The organism is Streptomyces cavernae (assembly GCF_004023625.1).
Lineage (GTDB): Bacteria > Actinomycetota > Actinomycetes > Streptomycetales > Streptomycetaceae > Streptomyces > Streptomyces cavernae.
The window spans coordinates 22,077-42,204 of the sequence record NZ_ML137712.1; the positions used below are offsets into that span (position 1 = coordinate 22,077).

21 protein-coding genes are annotated in these 20,128 nt (G+C 67.8%); 2 read left to right on the forward strand and 19 right to left on the reverse strand.

What is annotated here, in order from left to right; translation table 11 throughout:
- Positions 1 to 39 precede the first annotated feature (39 nt).
- The 10 genes from tatC to EF387_RS06195 form a co-directional block, all read right to left on the reverse strand.
- Positions 40 to 1,002, reverse strand: a complete 963-nt coding sequence (tatC, locus tag EF387_RS06150; RefSeq protein ID WP_128375465.1) for a twin-arginine translocase subunit TatC — start codon at positions 1,000 to 1,002, stop codon at positions 40 to 42.
- Positions 1,003 to 1,049: 47 nt separating this feature from the next.
- Complete coding sequence (gene tatA / locus EF387_RS06155) at positions 1,050 to 1,340, reverse strand: Sec-independent protein translocase subunit TatA (protein ID WP_128375466.1); 291 nt, start codon at positions 1,338 to 1,340, stop codon at positions 1,050 to 1,052.
- 236 nt (positions 1,341 to 1,576) lie between these two features.
- Complete coding sequence (locus EF387_RS06160) at positions 1,577 to 1,771, reverse strand: hypothetical protein (protein ID WP_128375467.1); 195 nt, start codon at positions 1,769 to 1,771, stop codon at positions 1,577 to 1,579.
- A 17-nt stretch (positions 1,772 to 1,788) separates the two neighbouring features.
- Complete coding sequence (locus EF387_RS06165) at positions 1,789 to 2,049, reverse strand: hypothetical protein (protein ID WP_128375468.1); 261 nt, start codon at positions 2,047 to 2,049, stop codon at positions 1,789 to 1,791.
- Between the two features lie 29 nt (positions 2,050 to 2,078).
- A complete protein-coding gene (locus EF387_RS06170) occupies positions 2,079 to 3,245 on the reverse strand; it encodes a helix-turn-helix transcriptional regulator (protein ID WP_238431361.1) in 1,167 nt (388 codons plus the stop codon).
- A 16-nt stretch (positions 3,246 to 3,261) separates the two neighbouring features.
- Entirely contained in the window at positions 3,262 to 4,263 is a 1,002-nt protein-coding gene (locus tag EF387_RS06175; protein ID WP_128375469.1) for a helix-turn-helix transcriptional regulator, read from the reverse strand.
- A gap of 163 nt (positions 4,264 to 4,426) precedes the next feature.
- On the reverse strand, positions 4,427 to 4,801 hold the full coding sequence (locus EF387_RS06180) for an FKBP-type peptidyl-prolyl cis-trans isomerase (RefSeq protein WP_128375470.1): 375 nt from the start codon (positions 4,799 to 4,801) through the stop codon (positions 4,427 to 4,429).
- A gap of 73 nt (positions 4,802 to 4,874) precedes the next feature.
- The gene (locus EF387_RS06185; RefSeq protein ID WP_128375471.1) at positions 4,875 to 5,885 is read right to left on the reverse strand and encodes an FKBP-type peptidyl-prolyl cis-trans isomerase; all 1,011 of its coding nucleotides are present in this window, start codon (positions 5,883 to 5,885) and stop codon (positions 4,875 to 4,877) included.
- Between the two features lie 131 nt (positions 5,886 to 6,016).
- Complete coding sequence (gene pafA / locus EF387_RS06190) at positions 6,017 to 7,378, reverse strand: Pup--protein ligase (RefSeq protein WP_121404192.1); 1,362 nt, start codon at positions 7,376 to 7,378, stop codon at positions 6,017 to 6,019.
- Positions 7,379 to 7,387: 9 nt separating this feature from the next.
- Positions 7,388 to 8,647, reverse strand: a complete 1,260-nt coding sequence (locus tag EF387_RS06195) for an MFS transporter (RefSeq protein ID WP_128375613.1) — start codon at positions 8,645 to 8,647, stop codon at positions 7,388 to 7,390.
- An 88-nt stretch (positions 8,648 to 8,735) separates the two neighbouring features.
- Here EF387_RS06195 and EF387_RS06200 point away from each other — a divergent pair, with 88 nt between their 5' ends.
- Positions 8,736 to 9,824 carry a LacI family DNA-binding transcriptional regulator gene (locus EF387_RS06200; RefSeq protein WP_128375472.1) on the forward strand — a complete coding sequence of 363 codons (1,089 nt, stop codon included), beginning with the start codon at positions 8,736 to 8,738 and terminating at the stop codon, positions 9,822 to 9,824.
- 95 nt (positions 9,825 to 9,919) lie between these two features.
- On the opposite strand, the gene prcA is transcribed toward EF387_RS06200, so the two are convergent.
- The 6 genes from prcA to arc all read right to left on the reverse strand — a co-directional run bounded on the left by prcA (position 9,920) and on the right by arc (position 16,111).
- Positions 9,920 to 10,672, reverse strand: a complete 753-nt coding sequence (gene prcA, locus EF387_RS06205; protein ID WP_128375473.1) for a proteasome subunit alpha — start codon at positions 10,670 to 10,672, stop codon at positions 9,920 to 9,922.
- A gap of 87 nt (positions 10,673 to 10,759) precedes the next feature.
- Positions 10,760 to 11,605 carry a proteasome subunit beta gene (gene prcB, locus EF387_RS06210; RefSeq protein ID WP_128375474.1) on the reverse strand — a complete coding sequence of 282 codons (846 nt, stop codon included), beginning with the start codon at positions 11,603 to 11,605 and terminating at the stop codon, positions 10,760 to 10,762.
- Positions 11,557 to 12,162: an endonuclease VII domain-containing protein gene (locus EF387_RS06215; protein ID WP_128375614.1), complete on the reverse strand. Its 606-nt coding sequence runs from the start codon at positions 12,160 to 12,162 to the stop codon at positions 11,557 to 11,559. The genes prcB and EF387_RS06215 overlap by 49 nt, the downstream gene beginning before the upstream one ends.
- 49 nt (positions 12,163 to 12,211) lie before the next feature.
- Positions 12,212 to 12,430, reverse strand: coding sequence for a ubiquitin-like protein Pup (locus EF387_RS06220; protein WP_011027899.1), 219 nt, complete (start codon positions 12,428 to 12,430; stop codon positions 12,212 to 12,214).
- A gap of 167 nt (positions 12,431 to 12,597) precedes the next feature.
- On the reverse strand, positions 12,598 to 14,109 hold the full coding sequence (gene dop, locus EF387_RS06225; RefSeq protein ID WP_338058088.1) for a depupylase/deamidase Dop: 1,512 nt from the start codon (positions 14,107 to 14,109) through the stop codon (positions 12,598 to 12,600).
- A 235-nt stretch (positions 14,110 to 14,344) separates the two neighbouring features.
- A complete protein-coding gene (arc, locus tag EF387_RS06230; protein WP_128375475.1) occupies positions 14,345 to 16,111 on the reverse strand; it encodes a proteasome ATPase in 1,767 nt (588 codons plus the stop codon).
- Between the two features lie 256 nt (positions 16,112 to 16,367).
- On the opposite strand from arc, the gene EF387_RS06240 reads away from it, so the two are divergent.
- A complete protein-coding gene (locus EF387_RS06240) occupies positions 16,368 to 16,673 on the forward strand; it encodes a ferredoxin (protein WP_128375476.1) in 306 nt (101 codons plus the stop codon).
- Between the two features lie 136 nt (positions 16,674 to 16,809).
- On the opposite strand, the gene EF387_RS06245 is transcribed toward EF387_RS06240, so the two are convergent.
- The 3 genes from EF387_RS06245 to EF387_RS06255 all read right to left on the reverse strand — a co-directional run bounded on the left by EF387_RS06245 (position 16,810) and on the right by EF387_RS06255 (position 20,076).
- Positions 16,810 to 17,385, reverse strand: a complete 576-nt coding sequence (locus EF387_RS06245; protein WP_128375477.1) for a hypothetical protein — start codon at positions 17,383 to 17,385, stop codon at positions 16,810 to 16,812.
- A 206-nt stretch (positions 17,386 to 17,591) separates the two neighbouring features.
- Complete coding sequence (locus tag EF387_RS06250) at positions 17,592 to 18,494, reverse strand: tRNA (adenine-N1)-methyltransferase (RefSeq protein WP_128375478.1); 903 nt, start codon at positions 18,492 to 18,494, stop codon at positions 17,592 to 17,594.
- 58 nt (positions 18,495 to 18,552) lie between these two features.
- Complete coding sequence (locus EF387_RS06255; RefSeq protein WP_128375479.1) at positions 18,553 to 20,076, reverse strand: site-2 protease family protein; 1,524 nt, start codon at positions 20,074 to 20,076, stop codon at positions 18,553 to 18,555.
- Between the last annotated feature and the right edge of the window lie 52 nt (positions 20,077 to 20,128).

The window sequence follows — 20,128 nt, forward strand, 5'->3', positions numbered from 1 at the left end:
GTGGAGACGACCGGTGCGTCCTCAGGAGAGAGATCGGCCTCAGGTGACGTCGTCGTAACCGTTCACACGGTCACGCTCGGGCCCGCTGCCGTCCGTGAGCGCTCGCGGCGCACCCACCGCTTCGATCTCGCCGATGTCCTCAGGCGTGAGATCGAGCTCGGAGGCCTCGTCGTCCGCCGGCCCCTCGGCTTCACGACGGGCCCGGCGCTTGTCGTTGGTCAGCGCGATGGCCGTCGCGGCGAAGTACATGACCCAGATCGGGCCCGCCAGGGCCAGCATGGAGATCGGGTCGGTGCTGGGTGTGGCGATCGCGGCGAAGACCGTGATGCCCATGATCATGCCGCGCCACCAGCCGGCCATCTTCTTGCCGGGCAGTATGCCGCCGAAGTTCAGCATCACCAGCAGCAACGGCAGCTCGAAGGAGAGACCGAAGACGAGGATCATCCGCATGATCAATTGCAGGAGATCGTCGAGCGGGAGCTGGTTGTCGCTTCCGATGATGGAGAACTCGAGCATGACCGACGCCATCTTGGGCAGCGTCCAGTAGGCGAAGTACCCGCCCAGGAGAAACAGCGGGAATCCCGCGCCCACGAAAGCGAGGCTGTACTTCTTCTCGTGCCGGTGCAGACCCGGCGCCACGAATCCCCAGAGCTGGTAGAGCCACACGGGCGCGGCGAGTGCGACACCCGCCGACAGCGACACCGTGAGGGCGAGCGTGAAAGGACTGAGCAGACCGTTCTGCACGATGCGCGCGCATTTGGTCTCGCCGTTGTTCTTGGCCAACTCGGCCAACTCGGCAAAGCTGCGGTCGCACCCCACCGCCTCAAGGATGGGATTGGTGAAGAACTCGATGATCTCCTTGTAGAAGAAGACCGCGACGATCGTCGTGACAACGATCGCGATCAAACTCTTCACGAGGCGGTTTCGCAGCTCGCGCAGGTGCTCCACGAGGGGCATCCGCCCCTCGGGGTCCTTCTCCTTCTTGCGGGCAGACTTGAGCAACCCACGTCCTCATCTCGTGCGGTGGGCAGGCCCGTGCCTGCCCTGAATCAGCGCTTGGTCGTGTCCGTCGGCTCGGTGACCGGGCGGGAGCTGGTCACATCGCCGGGAGCGGCCTGGATGGTGCGCTGCGCCGAGGGCTGCTGGTCGTCGTGCGGCGGAGCCGAGGCCGCGGTGGTGTTGTCCTGACCCTCCGACTTCATCGCCTTGGCCTCGCTCTTGAGGATGCGCGCGGACTTGCCGAGGGAGCGGGCCATGTCCGGAAGCTTCTTCGCGCCGAACAGCAGGATGATGACGACGAGGATGAGAATGATCTCGGGGGCTCCGAGCCTTCCGAACATAAGTCTTTACCTTCTCACCGAGGCAGCGGGTTGGGAGCTGTCCGGCCGGTCGGACAGGTGTCCGACAAACCGTGCTGGCAGCGATCGTAACGCGCAGGGGTAAACCCGGGGCAATCCCTGTGCGTACTCCCAGTCATGCGGCCCGCGCCTCGTTTAACGGGCCGTGCAACGCAGCGTACCTGCCCGAGCTGCGAAGCTGACAGGCCGAGATGGCCCGGAGACTTGTCTCAGCTGATTCAAAGGCCGCGAACAGAACGGGCCGTCCCGGCCGCGGCCCGCTCCAGTTCATCGGCGGCCCGGTTGATCCGCTCCGCCGAGTCACTGACCTGCACCCCCAGGCGCCGGGCCTCGACGAAGACCCGCACGGCCAGCACACCGAGGACGGCTAGCCCCAGGAAACCCACAGTTACCGCGAACATCGGCCAGAACATGCGCCGAGCCTAGAGGGTCACAGGGTCGAGTGCAGGCGCAGGGTGCGCACCCCGCCCCCGGTGAGCAGCTCCACGATCCGCTCACCCGCGGGCTTGCGCACGGCCTCACCGCACTCGGGGCAGGTGAAGGAGTAGAAGGTGGTGCGGGGGGTGGCGCCGACGGCCAGCCTCAGCGCGCTCGCGGCGAGCTCGAAGCGGGCCCGGCAATCCGGACAGTTGGCCTTGAAGACCACGGGATCCACCCTCGTCATCCCGGCGAACGCCGTGACGACGGACATCTCCGGCTCTCCGGACTTCCCCGACCCGCTCAAAGCCTCTGCTCCCGCCTGCCGCCGTACGGTCCGTCCTGAACTGTGTGCAGATCGTGGTGCACCGCCGACGGCGAGTGTCCTCCCGGGTCGCCCTGGCGTTCCTCGCGGGCCCCGGACGGCGCTTCTTGCAGCCCGCCGCGCAGCCCGCCGTGTCCACCGTGCAGCCCCTCGTCGCCGTCGGGCAGCCCGTCGTACGCCAGCAGCGCCTCGCGCGCTGCGTCCCGCGCGCTGTCCGCCAGGTCCTGCGGGGCGACGATCCGCCCGTCCCGGCCGAGCCGAAGGGCCAGTCGGCGCAGGGACGCGGGATCAGGTGTGCGCAGCGTGATGCGCAGACCGCCGTCGGGGAGTTCCTCCGCCTGGTCGTGGGGGTAGTACTCGGCCACCCAGCGCCCGCCGGGGCCCACCTCCACCACCACCTCGGGGTCCTCCGCGGCCGGCTGCACCAGGCCCTCGGAGAGGTCCCGCAGTTCGATCTCGGGCGGCGCGGACGGCTCGTCGAGGATCCTGATCTCCGCGACCCGGTCCAGCCGGAAGGTGCGGCGCGCCTCGGAGCGACGGCACCACGCCTCCACATAGGTGTGGCCGACGCTGACCAGCCGGATCGGGTCGATCTCACGTTCGGTGACCTCGTCGCGGGCGGGCGAGTAGTAGCGGATCCACAACCTGCGGCGCTCGGAGATCGCCCGGTCGACGTCCGCGAAGACCCCGCCCTCGGACTCGAACGTCACCGACAGGCGCGAACTGGCGCCGGCCGCCTCCCCGGCGGCCGCCTCCACCTTCGCGGTGGCCCGCAGCAGCGCCTGCCGGTCGCTCTCCCGCAGCCCGGGCAGCGTGGCCACCGCCCGTGCCGCCACCAGCAGCGCGGTGGCCTCGTCGGCGGCCAGCCGCAGCGGCTCGGCGGCGTCCGCGCCGAGCGCGGCCGGATTGTGCCACCAGATCCGCTCACCGTCGGTATCGATGTCGAGCAGATCCCCGCCGCGGAAACTGGTCCCGCACATCGGCAGCACATCGAGGTCCGAGACCAGTTCGTCCTCGGTGATCCCGAACGCACGCGCAACGTCCTCGATACGCGCGCCGGGACGCTCCCGCAGATACGTCACCAGGGACAGCATCCGCCGCGTCTGGTCGATCGCGTTGGCGGGCCTGGCCGGCTTTCCTGCCACGTTCCTCGAGTCCCCCTCAGCCCTTGGCCACCGCGCGCAGCCGGTCCACGACGTCCGCCCGCAGTTCGGCGGGCTCCAGGACGACCACGTCGGGCCCGAACTCCACCAGCCAGGCGTCCAGCCCGTGCCCGTACGGAATCTCCAACTCGTCCCACCCGTCACCGAGTTCCCGCACCGAGGAAGCTTTCGCCCGGAGCGGATAACCCGCCCCCGTACGGAGCCGGATCAGCGCGGACCGGTCGGCGTTCTCCCCGGCCCAGCTCGCCACGGTCTCCCGCACGGTGACCACGTCCGGAACCTCGGCGGTGAAGCTGCCCGTACGGTTGCGGACCCGGCCGGTGATCCGGGACAGCCGGAACACCCGTTCCGCCCCGCGGTCACGATCGAATCCCGCCAGATACCAGTGGCCGCGCCAGCACTCCAGCGCCCACGGCTCCACCGTGCGCGGCTCCGGACGGGCCGCGGTCGCCTTGCGGTAGTTGAACACGACCGGCCGGCGGTCCCGGCAGGCCAGCATCAGCGGCTCGAACGCGGCCTCGTGCACCGGAATGCGGGGCTCGAGCGCACCGTGCGCCTCGTACGGGTCCACGTCCTCGGGCAGCCCCGCCGCACGCAGCTTGTGCAGGGCACCGCTGGCCGCGCCCGCGAGGCGGGCCTGCTGCCACACCTTCGCGGCGAGCCCCAGCGCGGCGGCCTCCTCGGCGTCGAGGGTGATCGGGGGCAGCCGGTTGTTGTCGCGGCGGGCGAGATAGCCGACCTCACCGTCGAGGTTCTCCACCGTCTCGATGACCAGGCCCAGCTCGCGCAGATCGTCCTTGTCCCGCTCGAACATGCGGTTGAAGGAGTCGTCGTTCCCGGACGGCCCGTCACCGGAAGCCGACGACGCACGGTTACCCGGCCCGAACGCATCGTGGTAAGCCTCGATGGAGTCGCGCAGCTCGCGCTTGCTGAGCGGCCGTCGTGTCCCGAGCAGACACAGCGCCAGGTTCATCAACCGCTCGGCCTTGGCAATGGCCATCGACGCCCTTCCCCGTACGGTGCTTACGACGCCTGACCGTACCGCTGATGAGTACCGCGGCAAAAGCGGAGGGCCCATGCCCGGAAAGGCATGGGCCCCATGTGTTCCACAGGCGGCGGGCTCCGGTCCTACCGGGACCGGAGGACGCCCGGAACCGGGTGACTCAGACCGCGACCAGGTCGCAGACGAAGATCAACGTCTCACCGGGGGCGATCCGGCCGCCGCCCGCGCCACGGTCGCCGTACGCCAGGTGCGCCGGGATGGTCAGCTGACGGCGCCCGCCGACCTTCATGCCCTGCACGCCCTGGTCCCAGCCCGCGATGACCTGGCCGACACCCAGCTGGAACTGGAGCGGAGTACCGCGGTTCCAGCTCGCGTCGAACTCCTCGCCGGTCGAGAAGGCCACACCCACGTAGTGGACGGAGACGGTGTCGCCCGCCTTGGCCACCGGGCCGTCGCCCTCCCAGATGTCCTTGATCTCGAGGTCGGCCGGGGGCTCGCCGCCCGGGAAGTCGATCTCGGGCTTGTCGATGCTCACGTCAAACGCTCCTGCTCCTACGTGTCCTGCTCGTGCGGATGAGGCAACCCGCACAGTCTTACACCTCCGGCCACTAACTCTTGGCGAGGATGTCGACCGTGAACACCAGCGTGGAGTCCTTCTTGATGTCGCTGCCGGACGGCGGGTTGTCGCCGTAACCGAGCTTCGGCGGGACGACGACGAGCACGCGGCTTCCCACCTTCTTCCCGGTCAAACCCTGCGACCAGCCCTTGACGACCTGCTGCAACGAGAACGACGTCAGATCGGAGCGCTTGTACGTCGAGTCGAACTCCTTGCCGCCCTCCCACAGCACGCCCTTGTACTGCACGAGCACCGTGTCGGTCGCCTTCAGCTCCGGACCGTCACCCTCGATGACGTACTCAGCGACCAGCTTCGTCGGCGCGTCCCCGTCGGGGATCTCGATCGACGGCGCCTTGCCGTCGGTGTTGGTACCGACCTTCGGCACCGCGGAGTCGTTCTGCGCGACGACCTTGCCCTTCGCCGAGCTCTTGGCGTTGAAGGTCGCCTGAACGTCGAAGACGAACACCATCGTGTCCGAGGCCTTGATCCCGAACTGGGGATTGCCCTGCTCCGCGAACCCGTACGCCGGAGGGATCGCCATCTCGACGCGGCTGCCGGCCTTCTTCCCGGCCAGCGCGTAACGCCACCCCTCCAGCGTCGCGCCCTGCTTGAGCTGCATCAGGATCGGCGCCTTGCGGTCGAAGGTGTTGTCGAAGACCTTCCCCGACGCCCAGATCTGCCCCAGGTAGTGGGCCTGCAGGTAGTCGTTCTCCGCGATCGTCGCGCCATTGCCCGCGATCACCGTCTTCACCGCCAGGTCCTTCGACGGATCACCGGACGACTTGGCCAGCGTCGGCTTCTCCCCGAACTTCCCGCCCGCCGTGATGGCCGGCAGCGGCCCCTCCACGAGCTTCGGCGACGGCGGAGCGGACGGGGCGGCGGACGACGCGTCGCCCGACGGTGACGATTTACCGGACTTGCCCTTGTCGGAACTGTCGTCCCCACACCCGGCGAGCGTGACCAGTCCGGCGGGCAGGGCAAGGAGGATGGAACGTCGGCGCACTGTGGGGGCCTCGTATCAGTCGATCTTGTCGTAACGGAAGTGCGCGCAACTCTACGCGTGAGCGGGGCGCCGTACGTCAAACGTACGGCGCCCCGCGTTGCGTTCCGGGATTCCCCGAAGAATGCTCCGGCTCACATTCCGGCGATCAGCTTCTCCACCCGGTCGTCGACGGAACGGAACGGATCCTTGCACAACACCGTGCGCTGTGCCTGGTCGTTCAGCTTCAGATGCACCCAGTCCACCGTGAAATCACGACGCTGTTCCTGAGCACGCCGGATGAAGTCACCGCGCAACCGCGCCCGAGTGGTCTGCGGGGGAACCGATTTGCCCTCGAAGATCTTCAAGTCGTTGCAGATCCGCGCAGCTTGCCCCTTCTTCTCCAACAGGTAGTACAAGCCACGACGGCGGTGAATGTCGTGATACGCGAGGTCTATCTGCGCGACCCGCGGATGCGACATCGTCATGTTGTGCTTGGCGCGGTACCGCTCGATGAGCTTGTACTTCATCACCCAGTCGATTTCCGTGCCGATCCGGTCGAGGTCCTCCGCCTCGATCGCGTCCAGCGTGCGGCCCCACAGCTCCAGGACCTGCTCCACCGTGCCCGTACGGATACCGCGGCGCTCACAGAAGTCCACGGCCTTCTCGAAGTACTCGCGCTGCACCTCCAGCGCGGAGGCCTCCCGGCCACTGGCCAGACGCACCTTGCGACGGCCCGTGATGTCATGACTGACCTCACGGATCGCCCGGATCGGGTTCTCCAGCGTGAGGTCCCGCATCACCGTGCCCGCCTCGATCATGCGCAGCACCAGGTCGGTCGCACCGACCTTCAGCAGCATCGTCGTCTCGGACATGTTCGAGTCGCCCACGATGACGTGCAGACGACGGTAACGCTCCGCGTCCGCGTGCGGCTCGTCACGCGTGTTGATGATCGGCCGCGAACGCGTCGTCGCCGAGGACACGCCCTCCCAGATGTGCTCAGCACGCTGACTGACGCAGTAGACCGCGCCACGCGGCGTCTGGAGCACCTTCCCCGCACCACACAGCAACTGCCGCGTGACGAGGAACGGGATCAGGATGTCCGCCAGACGGGAGAACTCCCCGTGCCGGGCCACCAGGTAGTTCTCATGGCAGCCGTAGGAGTTGCCCGCCGAGTCGGTGTTGTTCTTGAAGAGGTAGACGTCGCCCGCGATTCCCTCCTCGTGCAGGCGGCGTTCAGCATCGACCAGGAGCCCTTCGAGAATGCGCTCACCGGCCTTGTCGTGGGTGACCAGCTCTGTCACGTTGTCACATTCGGGTGTCGCGTATTCCGGGTGCGAGCCCACATCGAGATACAGACGGGCACCGTTCCGCAGAAACACATTGCTGCTGCGGCCCCATGACACGACACGGCGGAAGAGGTACCGCGCCACCTCGTCCGGAGACAGGCGGCGCTGTCCCCTGAACGTACACGTGACGCCGTACTCGTTCTCCAGCCCGAAAATGCGGCGGTCCATGACTGAACATTACGCCCGATCCCCGGAGCTGAAACGGGGTTCGACCGTACCGTTTGGATCATTTTCCGACGAGACCGCAACCACCGCCCGCCCTCCCCCCGCCACCAGGACCCGCCCCGTGGCCAGCAGAACCACCAACGCCACACCCCCGGCCACACCCGGCACGGCGAACCCCCACACCGCCCCGCCCCACTCCACCACCGGACCCGCGGCAGCCGACCCCACCGACGTCCCCACCGTGAACGTCGTCACCAGCCACGAGAACGCCTCCGTCACAGTGCCCCGCGGCGCATGCCGATCCACAATCACAAACGCACAAGCGATGCACGGCGCCAGGAACACCCCCGCCACCGCCGTGAGCGCCGTCATCCCGACCGCACCCGGCATCAGCATCAACGGCAGATAGCACACCGACAGCAAGCCCACGAGCACCCGCAGTCGCCGCTCCGGCGACCCACCCCACGGCCGCGCCCCGTACACCGTCCCACCGAACAACGCACCCAGCCCCAGACCCGCCATCAACCAGCCGTAGACCGCGTCACCACCGCGCCCGTCCGCGTACGCGAGCGCCGCCACCGTGATGGAACCCAGCGCGACACCCACGAACAGAAAAGCCCCGAGCAACGCCGACAGCCCCCGCGAACGCAACGCGCCCAGCCAGTGCGCCTCCCGCGGCGCCGAACGCCACACACGCGACGGCTTCGAGACCACCACGGACACGGCACCCAGCACACCCAAGGCATTCAGGACGAGCATCGCCACCTGCGCCGACCACAGCGACACGCACAACGTCACCAGCAGCGGCCCGACCGTGAACATCACCTCCTGCGCCACGGCGTCCATCGCGTACGCCGTGTGCACCTGCTCCTCCTTGCGGAGCACGGACGGCCACAGCGCCCGCAGACCCCCCTCCAGCGGCGGCGTGAAGAGCCCCGCCACCGCCACGGCCGCGTACGCCGGCCACAGCGGATCGATGCCCCCCAGGACGAACACGGCCGCCCCCAGTGCCGAGACGAGTGCCGCCGGCAACTGGACCCGAGGCTGGCCGTACAGATCGACCAGCCGGCCCAGCACCGGCTGCCCGACGGCATTGGCCACCCCGTACACCGCGACCAACGCGCCCGCGAGGCTGTAGCCGCCGCCCTCGGCACGCACGAACATCATGATCACGAGCGCCGACACGGCGTTCGGCAGCCGGCCCACCAGCGTGCCCACCAGGAGCCGTACACAGTGCTTCGCCCTGAGGATCTCCAGATATCCGGCGGCCATCCCCTGCCTCTCGTTGTACGTATAACGTCGCTCGTCATACGTATCATGTGGCCAGACGACGGGTCCAGCGAGAAAGAGCAGACCGACGGTGGCTCCCAGTAACACCAGCACCACCAGCAGCACCGGGCCCACCAGCGGCACCGGAGCCACCAGCAGCAACCGACCCACCACCGGCAGCCGCCCCACCAGCCGCGACGTCGCCCACGCCGCAGGAGTCTCCCAGGCTGCCGTCTCCCTCGTCCTCGGCGACAAATGGCGCGGACGCGTCTCCGAAGCCACCGCACAACGCGTCCGCCAAGCCGCACAGGACCTCGGCTACCGGCCCAACCTCGCCGCCCGGAACCTACGCCTCGGCCACACCCGCACAGCACTCCTCGTCGTCCCGGCACTCACCAACGAATTCTTCGCCGGCGTCTACCAGGGCGCCGCCCGCATCGCCGCCGAACACGGCTTCGGCGTCGTCCTCTACCCCTCCCCCGAAGGCATCGGCCCCGCCCGCGACCCCTTCGCCTCCGCCCGAGCCGCCCTCGACGGCGTCATCGCCTCCTCCATGGCCGCCGACGCACTCACCGCCATCCGAGGCGACGAACTACCCCTCGTCATGCTCGACAGCGACCCCACAGGCAGCCTCGGCGCCGCAACCGTCAACCTCGACATCGCCGACGGCACCCGCCAGACCGCTGACCACCTCCTCGAACTCGGCCACCGCCGCATCCTCCACCTCGCAGCCGACATCGACTCCTGGACCTTCCAGGTCCGAGCCCGCGAACTCACCACACGCGCACACCGCACACCCGACGCGGAAGTCCGCACCGTCCGAGCACCCCTCACCATGGAAGGCGCGCTCACCGCCACCGAGACCGCACTCCGCGGCCCCGAACCCTGGCCCACAGCCATCCTCTGCGACGACGACAAACTCGCCGTGGGCGCCTACAAAGCCGCCCGCCGCCTGGGACTGCGCATCCCCCACGACCTCTCCATCACCGGCATGGACGACCTCACCCTCGCCACCGCCGTCGAACCCGAACTCACCACCGTCCACCTCAACGCCGAACGCTTCGGCGAACGCGGCATGCAAGCCCTCCTGACCGTCCTGCAAGGCCGCACACCCGCCCAGGACGACATCCCCGTCACTTTGGTCGTACGAGGCTCCACAGCGCCCCCACGCCGCCCCTAGGCCCCCGCAGACACCCACACACGCCGCGCGCCCCGGCCTCTTCAGGCCGGGGCGCACAAAAGCGGGTCGAAACCGACGCGCGGAGCGAGCAGCGACTACTTCTCGCCCTCACCCTCGCCTTCCTCAGCCTCAGCGGCCGTCTCCGCTCCGTTGTCCTCCAGCAGACGACCCAACTGACGACCGGTGATGCGCTTGAACTTCCGCGCCTGCGGACGCGTACGATCCAGCACCGCCACCTCCAGCCGCTCCACCGGAATCTCCCGCTCACCACCGTTCGGCTCCCGCGACAACGCCTGCACAGCCAGCTTCAGCGCCTCCGCCAGACTCATACCGTCCTGATGACGCTGATCCAGATAGCTGCTGATCTGCTCCGCATTGCCACCCACCGCGACCGAACCATGCTCATCCACGATCGAACCGTCATGCGGCAGCCGATAGATCTGATCACCCTCCGGGGTCTCCCCCACCTCGGCGACCACCAGCTCCACCTCATACGGCTTCTCCGCCGCACTCGAGAAGATCGTGCCCAACGTCTGCGCATACACGTTCGCCAGACCCCGAGCCGTCACATCATCCCGGTCATAGGTGTAACCACGCAGGTCCGCGTACCGCACACCACCGATCCGCAGATTCTCGTACTCGTTGTACTTACCCGCCGCGGCAAAACCGATCCGGTCATAGATCTCACTGAACTTGTGCAGCGCCCGCGACGGATTCTCGCCGATGAAGACGATGCCGTCGGCATACTGCAACACGACCAGGCTGCGCCCGCGCGCGATGCCCTTACGGGCGAACTCCGCGCGGTCGGTCATCGCCTGCTGAGGCGACACATAGAACGGCGTCGACACCGGCTACCCATCCCTTTCCGTAGAAGTCACAGTGATCACTCACAAAACCCGCTCACGCAGAGCTGCCGTCGCCCCTGCCGGACGCCGTCACAGCAACGCGGCCCTCGGACCGTCCGGCTGCTCCAGCCGCCGCTCCAGAACCGAGCGGGCGATCTCGGAGGTCTCGTCGTCCGTCAGACGACGGAACCCCTCATCGGTGATCACGGTGACGATCGGGTAGATCCGCCGCGCGACATCCGGACCACCCGTCGCCGAGTCGTCGTCCGCCGCGTCATACAGAGCCTGCACCACCAGCGTCGTCGCCTGTTCCTCGGACAGATCGTCACGGAACAGCTTCTTCATCGCACCACGCGCGAAGATCGAACCCGACCCCGTCGCCGCGTACCCCTGCTCCTCGGAACGGCCACCCGTCACGTCGTACGAGAAGATGCGCCCCTTGTCACGGTCCACGTCGTACCCCGCGAAGAGCGGCACCACGGCCAGACCCTGCATCGCCATACCGAGGTTCGAGCGGATCATCGTCGACAGCCGGTTCGCCTTGCCCTCCAGCGAAAGCTGCGTGCCCTCGACCTTCTCGAAGTGCTCCAGCTCCAACTGGAACAGCTTCACCATCTCCACGGCCAGACCCGCCGTGCCGGCGATCCCCACCGCCGAGTACTCATCGGCCGGGAACACCTTCTCGATGTCCCGCTGCGCGATCACATTGCCCATCGTGGCCCGACGGTCACCGGCGAGCACCACCCCGCCGGGGAAGGTCGCGGCCACGATCGTCGTGCCGTGCGGGGCCTCGATCACGCCCTGCACGGGCGGGAGCTGCCGCTTGCCCGGCAGCATCTCCGGCTGGTGCTCGGACAGGAAGTCCATGAAGGACGACGACCCGGGCGTCAGGAAGGCAGCCGGTAGACGCCCGGTGCTACGAGTGTTGGCTTCCACGCGTTTCCTTCCACGTAGCTGGCAGCCCGCCTTATGACGTCGGGCCGATCCTTGAACTGCCCCAGTGCTGCGTTACAGCTGAAGCAAAGTACGCCACGGACCCTACCCGTGTCGTGGCAGTGATCCACATGTGCCGGCAGAGCCGAAAGACAGATGCAGCAGACGCCTCCTTGAGAGGCGATCAGCTCGTCCCGCTCAGCCTCGGTGAGGCCGTACTGGCGCTTCAAGTGCCTCTCGCGGCCCTGAATGGCCCGGCAGGCCTTACAGCGCGTCGACAGCCCGTCGGACGCGGTGGCATTGCGATGCCACTCACTGTGCGGCTTGATCTCGCCACACGTCCGACAGAGCTTGCGCCCCGCCGGGACCTCCACCTTCTCGCGCACCGACTTTCCCATTGCCTCCCGGCGGCGCCGGTAGTGCGCGGCGCTGTATTCCACCACGCACGCCCGGCATCGCACCTGAAGGCCATCACGCCGGTTCCTGTCTCGAGCGAATGCCCCAGCAGGCAGGTCCCTCTTGCAGCCCGTGCACTGCTTCGCGTCCGGGTCGCTGACCACCCTCACCCCCGCATCCTTCAATTCGAAGGTTAAAGCGGCCTAGCGACCCCTACTCTCCGCCCTTTTGCACGAAGGAACGCACGAAATCCTCGGCATTTTCCTCGAGTACATCGTCAATTTCGTCAAGCACAGAGTCGACGTCGTCGCTCAGCTTCTCCTGGCGCTCCTTGAGGTCCTCGGAAGCCTGCGCGTCCTGCGCCTGCTCCTCGACCTCTTCGGTGGAGCGCGTCGCCTTCTGCTGTCCGCCGCCGGTGTCCTTGGTCGCCATCTACCTCACCCCGCTCGGTTCGACGTTCTTGATCAGACCCTACTTGCCGGGCCTGACAACGACCCTGCAGTTGCTACAACGTCCGGGAACCACCTCCATGATTCCCGGACGTCGCTTCTTTCAGCCTGGCTCGGTGATACCCGCTGCGCAGCCCGGCACACCCCTGCTCAGCCGCCGGAGAGCACCCTGACCAGGTCTTCTGCCGTGCGGCAGCGGTCGAGGAGTGCTTTGACGTGATTACGCGTTCCGCGTAGCGGTTCCAGGGTTGGGACGCGTTGGAGGGAGTCGCGGCCGGGGAGGTCGAAGATGACCGAGTCCCAGGAGGCCGCGGCGACGTCGTCGGCGTACTGCTCGAGGCAGCGTCCGCGGAAGTAGGCGCGGGTGTCCTCTGGTGGCTTTGTGGCGGCTCGTGTGACGTCGTCCTCGTTGAGGAGCCGTTTGATCTTCCCTCGGGCCACCAGGCGGTTGTAGAGGCCTTTCTCGGCCCTTACGTCGGCGTACTGGAGGTCGATGAGGTGGAGCCTCGCGGCGTCCCAGTCGAGGTTGTCGCGGCGGCGGTAGCCCTCCATGAGTTCTCGTTTTGCGACCCAGTCGAGTTCTCCGGCGAGGCTCATGGGGTCGTTCTCGAGCCTGGTGAGGACGTCTTCCCAGCGGCTGAGGATGTCCTTGGTCTGTTCGTCGACGTCCGAGCCGAAGCGTTCTTCGACGTATTTGCGGGAGAGCTCGTAGTACTCCATTTGGAGTTGTACGGCGGTGAGTGTGCGTCCGCTGCGGAGGGTGACGTTTCGTTTGAGGGAGGGGTCGTGCGAGACCTGGTGGAGGGTGCGTACGGGCTGGTCGACGGCCAGGTCGACGGCGATGAAGCCGTCTTCGATCATGGACAGGACCAGGGCCGTGGTGCCGAGTTTGAGGTAGGTCGAGATCTCCGACAGGTTCGCGTCGCCGATGATCACGTGGAGCCTGCGGTATTTCTCGGCGTCCGCGTGGGGTTCGTCGCGGGTGTTGATGATCGGGCGCTTCAGCGTCGTCTCCAGGCCGACTTCGACTTCGAAGTAGTCGGCTCGCTGGCTGAGCTGGAAGCCGTGTTCGTGGCCGTCCTGGCCGATGCCGACGCGGCCGGCGCCGGCGAAGACCTGGCGGGAGACGAAGAAGGGCGTGAGGTGGCGCACGATGTCCGAGAAGGGGGTTTCCCGCTTCATCAGGTAGTTCTCGTGCGTGCCGTAGGAGGCGCCTTTGTTGTCGGTGTTGTTTTTGTACAGGTGGATGGGTTGTGCGCCGGGGAGCTGTGCGGCTCGTTCGGCGGCTTCGGCCATGATGCGTTCGCCGGCCTTGTCCCAGAGGACGGCGTCGCGGGGGTTGGTGACCTCGGGGGCGCTGTATTCGGGGTGTGCGTGGTCGACGTAGAGGCGTGCGCCGTTGGTGAGGATGACGTTGGCGAGGCCGATGTCCTCGTCGGTGAGCTGGCTGGCGTCGGCGGCTTCGCGGGCGAGGTCGAAGCCGCGTGCGTCGCGCAGCGGGTTCTCCTCCTCGAAGTCCCAGCGGGCGCGTCGCGCCCGGTGCATCGCCGCCGCGTATGCGTTGACGATCTGGGATGAGGTGAGCATGGCATTGGCGTTCGGGTGGCCGGGGACGGAGATCCCGTACTCCGTCTCGATGCCCATTACTCGCCGTACGGTCATGCGGCCCTCCTTGCCCGGCGGCGCCCTCGGTCTTGGGCGGCGCTCAAGTACCGCTGGTTCTCCGGTGCGTGTGCGGTGCCCGTCCCCGCACTGCGCGTCCCGGCGGTACGAAAGAGCCTAGAACGCCTCTGCGCTGGTGTGGAGATCATTTGCGTCATTGCTCCGCTCCGGCTGTGGCCTCAAAAAACAGTCGGCTGCGGGTACCCGTGTAGGGCACCCGCAGCCGCCCTGTCTTTTACAGGTACTGACCGGTGTTCGCCACCGTGTCGATGGAGCGTCCGGTGTCTGCGCCCTGCTTTCCGGTGATCAGCGTACGGATGTAAACGATCCGTTCGCCCTTCTTTCCGGAGATTCGTGCCCAGTCGTCCGGGTTGGTGGTGTTGGGCAGGTCTTCGTTCTCCTTGAACTCGTCCACGCATGCCTGGAGGAGGTGGGAGACGCGGAGGCCTTTCTGGTTGTGCTCGAGGAAGTCCTTGATCGCCATCTTCTTGGCGCGGCCCACGATGTTTTCGATCATGGCGCCGGAGTTGAAGTCCTTGAAGTAGAGGACTTCCTTGTCGCCGTTGGCGTAGGTGACCTCCAGGAAGCGGTTCTCCTCGGATTCGGCGTACATGTGCTCGACCGCCGTCTGGATCATGCTCTGGACGGTGACGCTCTTGTCGCTGCCGTGTTCGCCGAGGTCGTCGGCGTGCAGGGGGAGCCGTTCCGTGAGGTACTTGCCGAAGATGTCCTTGGCGGCTTCCGCGTCCGGGCGCTCGATCTTGATCTTCACGTCGAGGCGGCCGGGGCGCAGGATGGCGGGGTCGATCATGTCCTCGCGGTTGGAGGCGCCGATGACGACCACGTTCTGCAGGCCTTCGACACCGTCGATCTCGGCGAGCAGCTGGGGGACGATGGTGTTTTCCACGTCCGAGCTGACGCCGGAGCCGCGGGTGCGGAAGAGGGACTCCATCTCGTCGAAGAAGACGATCACGGGGGTGCCCTCGCTGGCCTTCTCGCGTGCACGCTGGAAGACGAGGCGGATCTGCCGCTCGGTCTCGCCGACGTACTTGTTGAGCAGCTCGGGGCCCTTGATGTTGAGGAAGAAGCTCTTGCCGGCGGCCTGGCCGGTCACTTCGGCGACCTTTTTGGCCAGTGAGTTGGCCACGGCCTTGGCGATGAGTGTCTTGCCGCATCCGGGGGGCCCGTAGAGCAGGACGCCCTTGGGCGGCCGCAGTTCGTGCTCCTTGAACAGGTCGGGGTAGAGGTACGGGAGCTCGACTGCGTCGCGGATCGCTTCGATCTGGTTGCCCAGGCCGCCGATCTGTTCATAGCCGATGTCCGGTACTTCTTCGAGGACGAGTTCTTCGACCTCACTCTTGGGCACGACCTCGTAGACGTAGCCGGAGCGGGGTTCGAGCAGCAGGGCGTCGCCGGGGCGGATGGTGATGTCCAGCAGGGGCTCGGCGAGCCGCACCACCCGTTCCTCGTCGGTGTGCCCGAGCACCAGGGCGCGCTCGCCGTCCTCGAGGATTTCCTTGAGGGTGACGATGTCCCCGACGCGCTCGAACTCCATGGCTTCGACCACGTTGAGCGCTTCGTTGAGCATCACTTCCTGGCCGCGTCGGAGCTCGTCGAGCTCGACGCTGGGGCTGACGTTCACCCGGAGCTTGCGGCCCCCGGTGAAGATGTCGGCCGTGCCGTCCTCGTTCGCCGTGAGGAAGACACCGAAGCCGGCCGGCGGCTGTGCGAGCCGGTCGACCTCCTCCTTGAGGGCCACGATCTGGTCTCGTGCCTCACGGAGTGTGTTGGCGAGCCGCTCGTTCTGTGCGGACACGCCTGCCAGGTTGGTCTGCAGCTCGACGATCCGCTCTTCGAGAATCCTCGTGTGCCGCGGAGAGTCGGCGAGCTTGCGTCGCAGGACGGCGATTTCCTGCTCGAGATAGGCAATCTGACCGGCGGGGTCTTCGGACCCTCGTCCCGGGCGGATGCCGCGGTTCATGTCGTCGTCGTGGGCTGCCACGGTCCTCACCTCCTCCAAGGGGAGCTGGACGCTTCCAGACCCTACCTGGGTGGGTGTCGATTGAAACCCCTAGATCACAAAGACTGTCGAGGTGTGTCCGATCTTCACCCTTGCGCTCTCCCTCACATCAGGGGGTTACCCATCCAACAACATCGAAAAGCGGACGGTTGTAGGGTCGAAGCGTTCAACACCCTTCCGAGCTGGCCCGACTTGCGGTTGATCGGGTGCAGGTTCGGCATCGGAAACGGCAGGAGAGATGAGCGTGCAGCAGGCGGCCGAAACCGGCGGTGAGGGCCTGGAAGTCTGGATCGATCAGGATCTTTGCACTGGGGACGGGATCTGTGCGCAGTACGCCCCGGAGGTTTTCGAGCTGGACATCGACGGGCTGGCCTATGTGAAGGGGTCCGACGACGAGCTGCTGCAGGCGCCCGGAGCGACCACTCCGGTGCCGTTTTCCCTGCTCAGGGACGTGGTGGACTCGGCGAGGGAGTGTCCGGGTGAGTGCATTCATGTGCGTCGGATTTCGGACATGACCGAGGTTTACGGCCCCGACGCGGAGTGACGTCTGGGGCGCTGTGTGTCATCTGAGGTGTCCGAAGTGGGGCCCGGAAGTGCCTTGTGGCATTTTTCCGGGCCCTTGGTGCGTGTGTTTCGTCACATGCTGTCGGCTGGGGGGTGCGCGCTGAGTGAGCCCGGTGTCACACGCCGAGGGCTTTGGAGGGGCTGGAGCGGATGAACGCCCCGCCCTTCCACTGCCACTTGGCGGTGTCCTTGGTGTCCGGGCAGCAACTGGGCACGTCCGCGGTGGAGTAGCCGAGGAGGGTTGCGGTGACCGCGGCGTCACGCACCGCGAAGTCGGTGACGGAGTAGCGGTCCTTGGGGTCGACGAGGGTGGCGACGACTCGGGCGGGGTCGCCGGTGTCGGTGCCGTGGGTGAGGACGTAGACCCCGTTGGGTGGGGTGCCCATGCCGGTGTCGCAGCGGACCACGGCGACGGCTTCGGGTCTGTCGTCTCCGTCGAGGTCTCCGGTGGCGGTTTTCTGCACGAGGACCTTGAAGGGGCCGCATTCGATCGGGAAGTCGACGCCGGTGGTGGTGGGGGGTGCGGTGACGGGTTTCGCGGCGGGGCCGGGCTGGGCGGCGGTGGCCGCGTCGGGCTGGACGAAGGAGGATCCCGCGATCACCGCGGCCACGGCGGTGGCTGTGGCGATCCAGTGGATCGGGCGGGTGTGGGTGTGTGCCAGTGCCAGTTCCGGGACGGCGGATTGCTGCACGAGAGATGTGTCTCCTGTGAGGGCTGTGCCGGTGGGGTGGCCAGCATGGTGTCACACCTCACAGGGGGAGGGAACGGCGGGGTGGGGGTGACTGCTCGCATGTCAAGGGACATGCGCCACGGCCGAGTTCTCCGGGCGGTCCGGGAACTCGGTCGTGTCGCTTCGGCGTTGTCGGTGTCGGGTGGTGCTGTGGGTTTGCGGGTGGCTCAGCGGCCGGTTCCGCCGTCGGCGTTGGGGCCGGCGTAGTCCTCGCCGTAGGCGCCCTTTGCGGGGCGGCGGCGGCGCATGGGCGGTTCGACGCCGTCGGCGAGGCGGCGGGCGGTGAGGAGGAAGCCGGTATGGCCGATCATGCGGTGGTCGGGCCGGACGGCGAGTCCTTCGATGTGCCAGTTGCGGATCATCGTTTCCCAGGAGGTCGGCTCGTTGAAGCAGCCGATTTCGCGGATGGACTCGACGGTCCGGGCGAGCTGGGTGGTGGTGGCGACGTAGCAGCAGAGGATGCCGCCGGGGACGAGTGCCTTGGAGACGGCTTCGAGGCACTCCCAGGGGGCGAGCATGTCGAGGATGACGCGGTCGACGTCGGTGTCGCTGAGGTTGTCCTGGAGGTCGCCGACGGTGAGCTGCCAGGCGGGGTGGGGGCCGCCGAAGTAGCGTTCGACGTTGGCCTGGGCGATCTCGGCGAAGTCCGCGCGGCGCTCGTAGCTGTGGAGCATGCCCTGGTCGCCGATGGCGCGCAGCAGGAAGGCGCTGAGTGAGCCGGAGCCGACGCCGGCTTCCACGACGCGGGCGCCGGGGAAGATGTCGGCGAAGGACAGGATCTGTCCTGCGTCCTTGGGGTAGACCACGGCGGCGCCGCGGGGCATGGACAGGACGTAGTCGGGGAGCAGGGGGCGCAGCGCGAGGTAGGCGACGTTTCCTGTGGTGCGGACAACGCTGCCCTCGGGTGCGCCGATCAGTTCGTCGTGCGGGAAGGAGCCCTTGTGTGTGTGGAAGTTCTTCCCGGCTTCGAGCGTGAACGTGTAGTGGCGGCCCTTGGGGTCGGTCAGCTGAACCTGGTCCCCGACCTTGAAGGGCCCGCGCCTGCGGGCGGCACCGGTCGGTTCGGACATGTGAACAGCCTACCGGTCCCGGTGGGGGCCGCCGACCATGTGGTGGTGCGGCCGGCGGTCAGCTGGGGCGGGCCATTGCTTTGACGAAGGCGCGTTCGACGTCGGCGGCGGAGAGGACGCCGTAGATCTCGCCGGAGTCCTCGACGACGAGGTATTCGGTGGCGGGGGTGGCGCGCATGGCGTCGAGGAGGTCCTCGCCGGTGAGTTCCGCGGAGACTCGCATGCCGTCGGTGAGTTCTTGGGCGAGGCCGCTGACGGGGACCCAGGGGCGGCGGTGTTCGGGTACGCCGACGATGGCGGCTTCGCGGACGACGGAGAGGGGTTCGCCGTCGGCGTCGACGACGACGAGGGCGCGGGCCCCGGCGTCGTTGGCGCGGCGCAGTGCCTCGGAGAGGGGGGTGTCGGTCTGTACGGGGACGGCGCGGCGGGTGAGGGTGCGGGCGCGTAGTTCGGGGAGGTGTTCGCGCAGGCGGGCCATGCGGAGGCTGTTTCCGGCGCCGGTCCAGATGATGGCGGCGAGGATCGCGGCGAGGAGGGCGTCGGTGACGGTGTCCATGCCGCCGATGTCGTCGGGGTTGGCGCCGAGGGCGCCGGACTGGGTGAGCAGGGGCAGGCCGATGAGTACGGAGACGGCGAGGGCGCGTCCGACCCAGGCTGCGGCGACGGTGCCGGCCATGGGGCGGCCGGTGAGCTTCCAGACGACGGCGCGCAGCATGCGGCCGCCGTCGAGGGGGAGGCCGGGGAGGAGGTTGAAGACGGCGACGATGAGGTTGGAGATCATCAGTCCGGCGAGGAGGACGGCGGGGACGGTGCCGGGTTCGACGGCGAGGAGGCCAAGGTAGAAGACGCCGGAGAGGACGAGGGAGAGGAGGGGTCCGACGAAGGCGAGGACGAATTCGCGGCCGGGGGTCTCGGACTCTTTTTCGATTTCGGAGACGCCGCCGAAGAACTGGAGCTGGATCCGGCGCACGGGGAGTTTGAAGCGGATCGCGGCGACGGTGTGCGCCAGTTCGTGGACGAGGACGGAGGCGTAGAAGGCGACGGCGAAGAAGAGTGAGACGAGGTAGCGCGCTGCGCCGAGTTCGGGCAGGACGCGGTCGAGCTGGCCGCCGAAGACCCAGGTGATGAGGGCGGCGACGAGGAACCAGCTGGGGGCGACGTAGACGGGGACTCCGAAGGGGCGTCCCATGAGGATGCCGCCGCCGGGTTCCTTGCGCTGGGGCGGGCGGTGGTGGCTGTCGCCGGACTCGGCGCGGGGGCGGGGGGTCGTGGCGGTTTCGTCGTCGTGGGGTGGCCGGGGGGTGGTGTGTGCTGTGTGGTCGGAGTCCTGCGCCGGGGTTGCCTCGGGGGTGGCCGGCGTGGTGGGTGCCGCGGTGTCGTCGGACGCGTCGCCGCGCTCGTTGTCGGCCGGGGTGTCCTGCGATGGCTTTCCGGTCGGCTGGTGACGGGTGTCCGTCGGGGGGCGGTCGGTGCGGGCGTCGCGCGGTTCCGTCCCCGTGGGGTCGGCGGCCGGTGGGGCCGGGGGCGCGGGGTGGTCGGTCGTCGCGTCGTTGCCGGAGCGCGGCTGCCCGCTCTCGTCCACGATGTCCCCTCGTTCGAAGCGTCTCCCGCCGCCGGTCGGGGGGCGGGAGGGT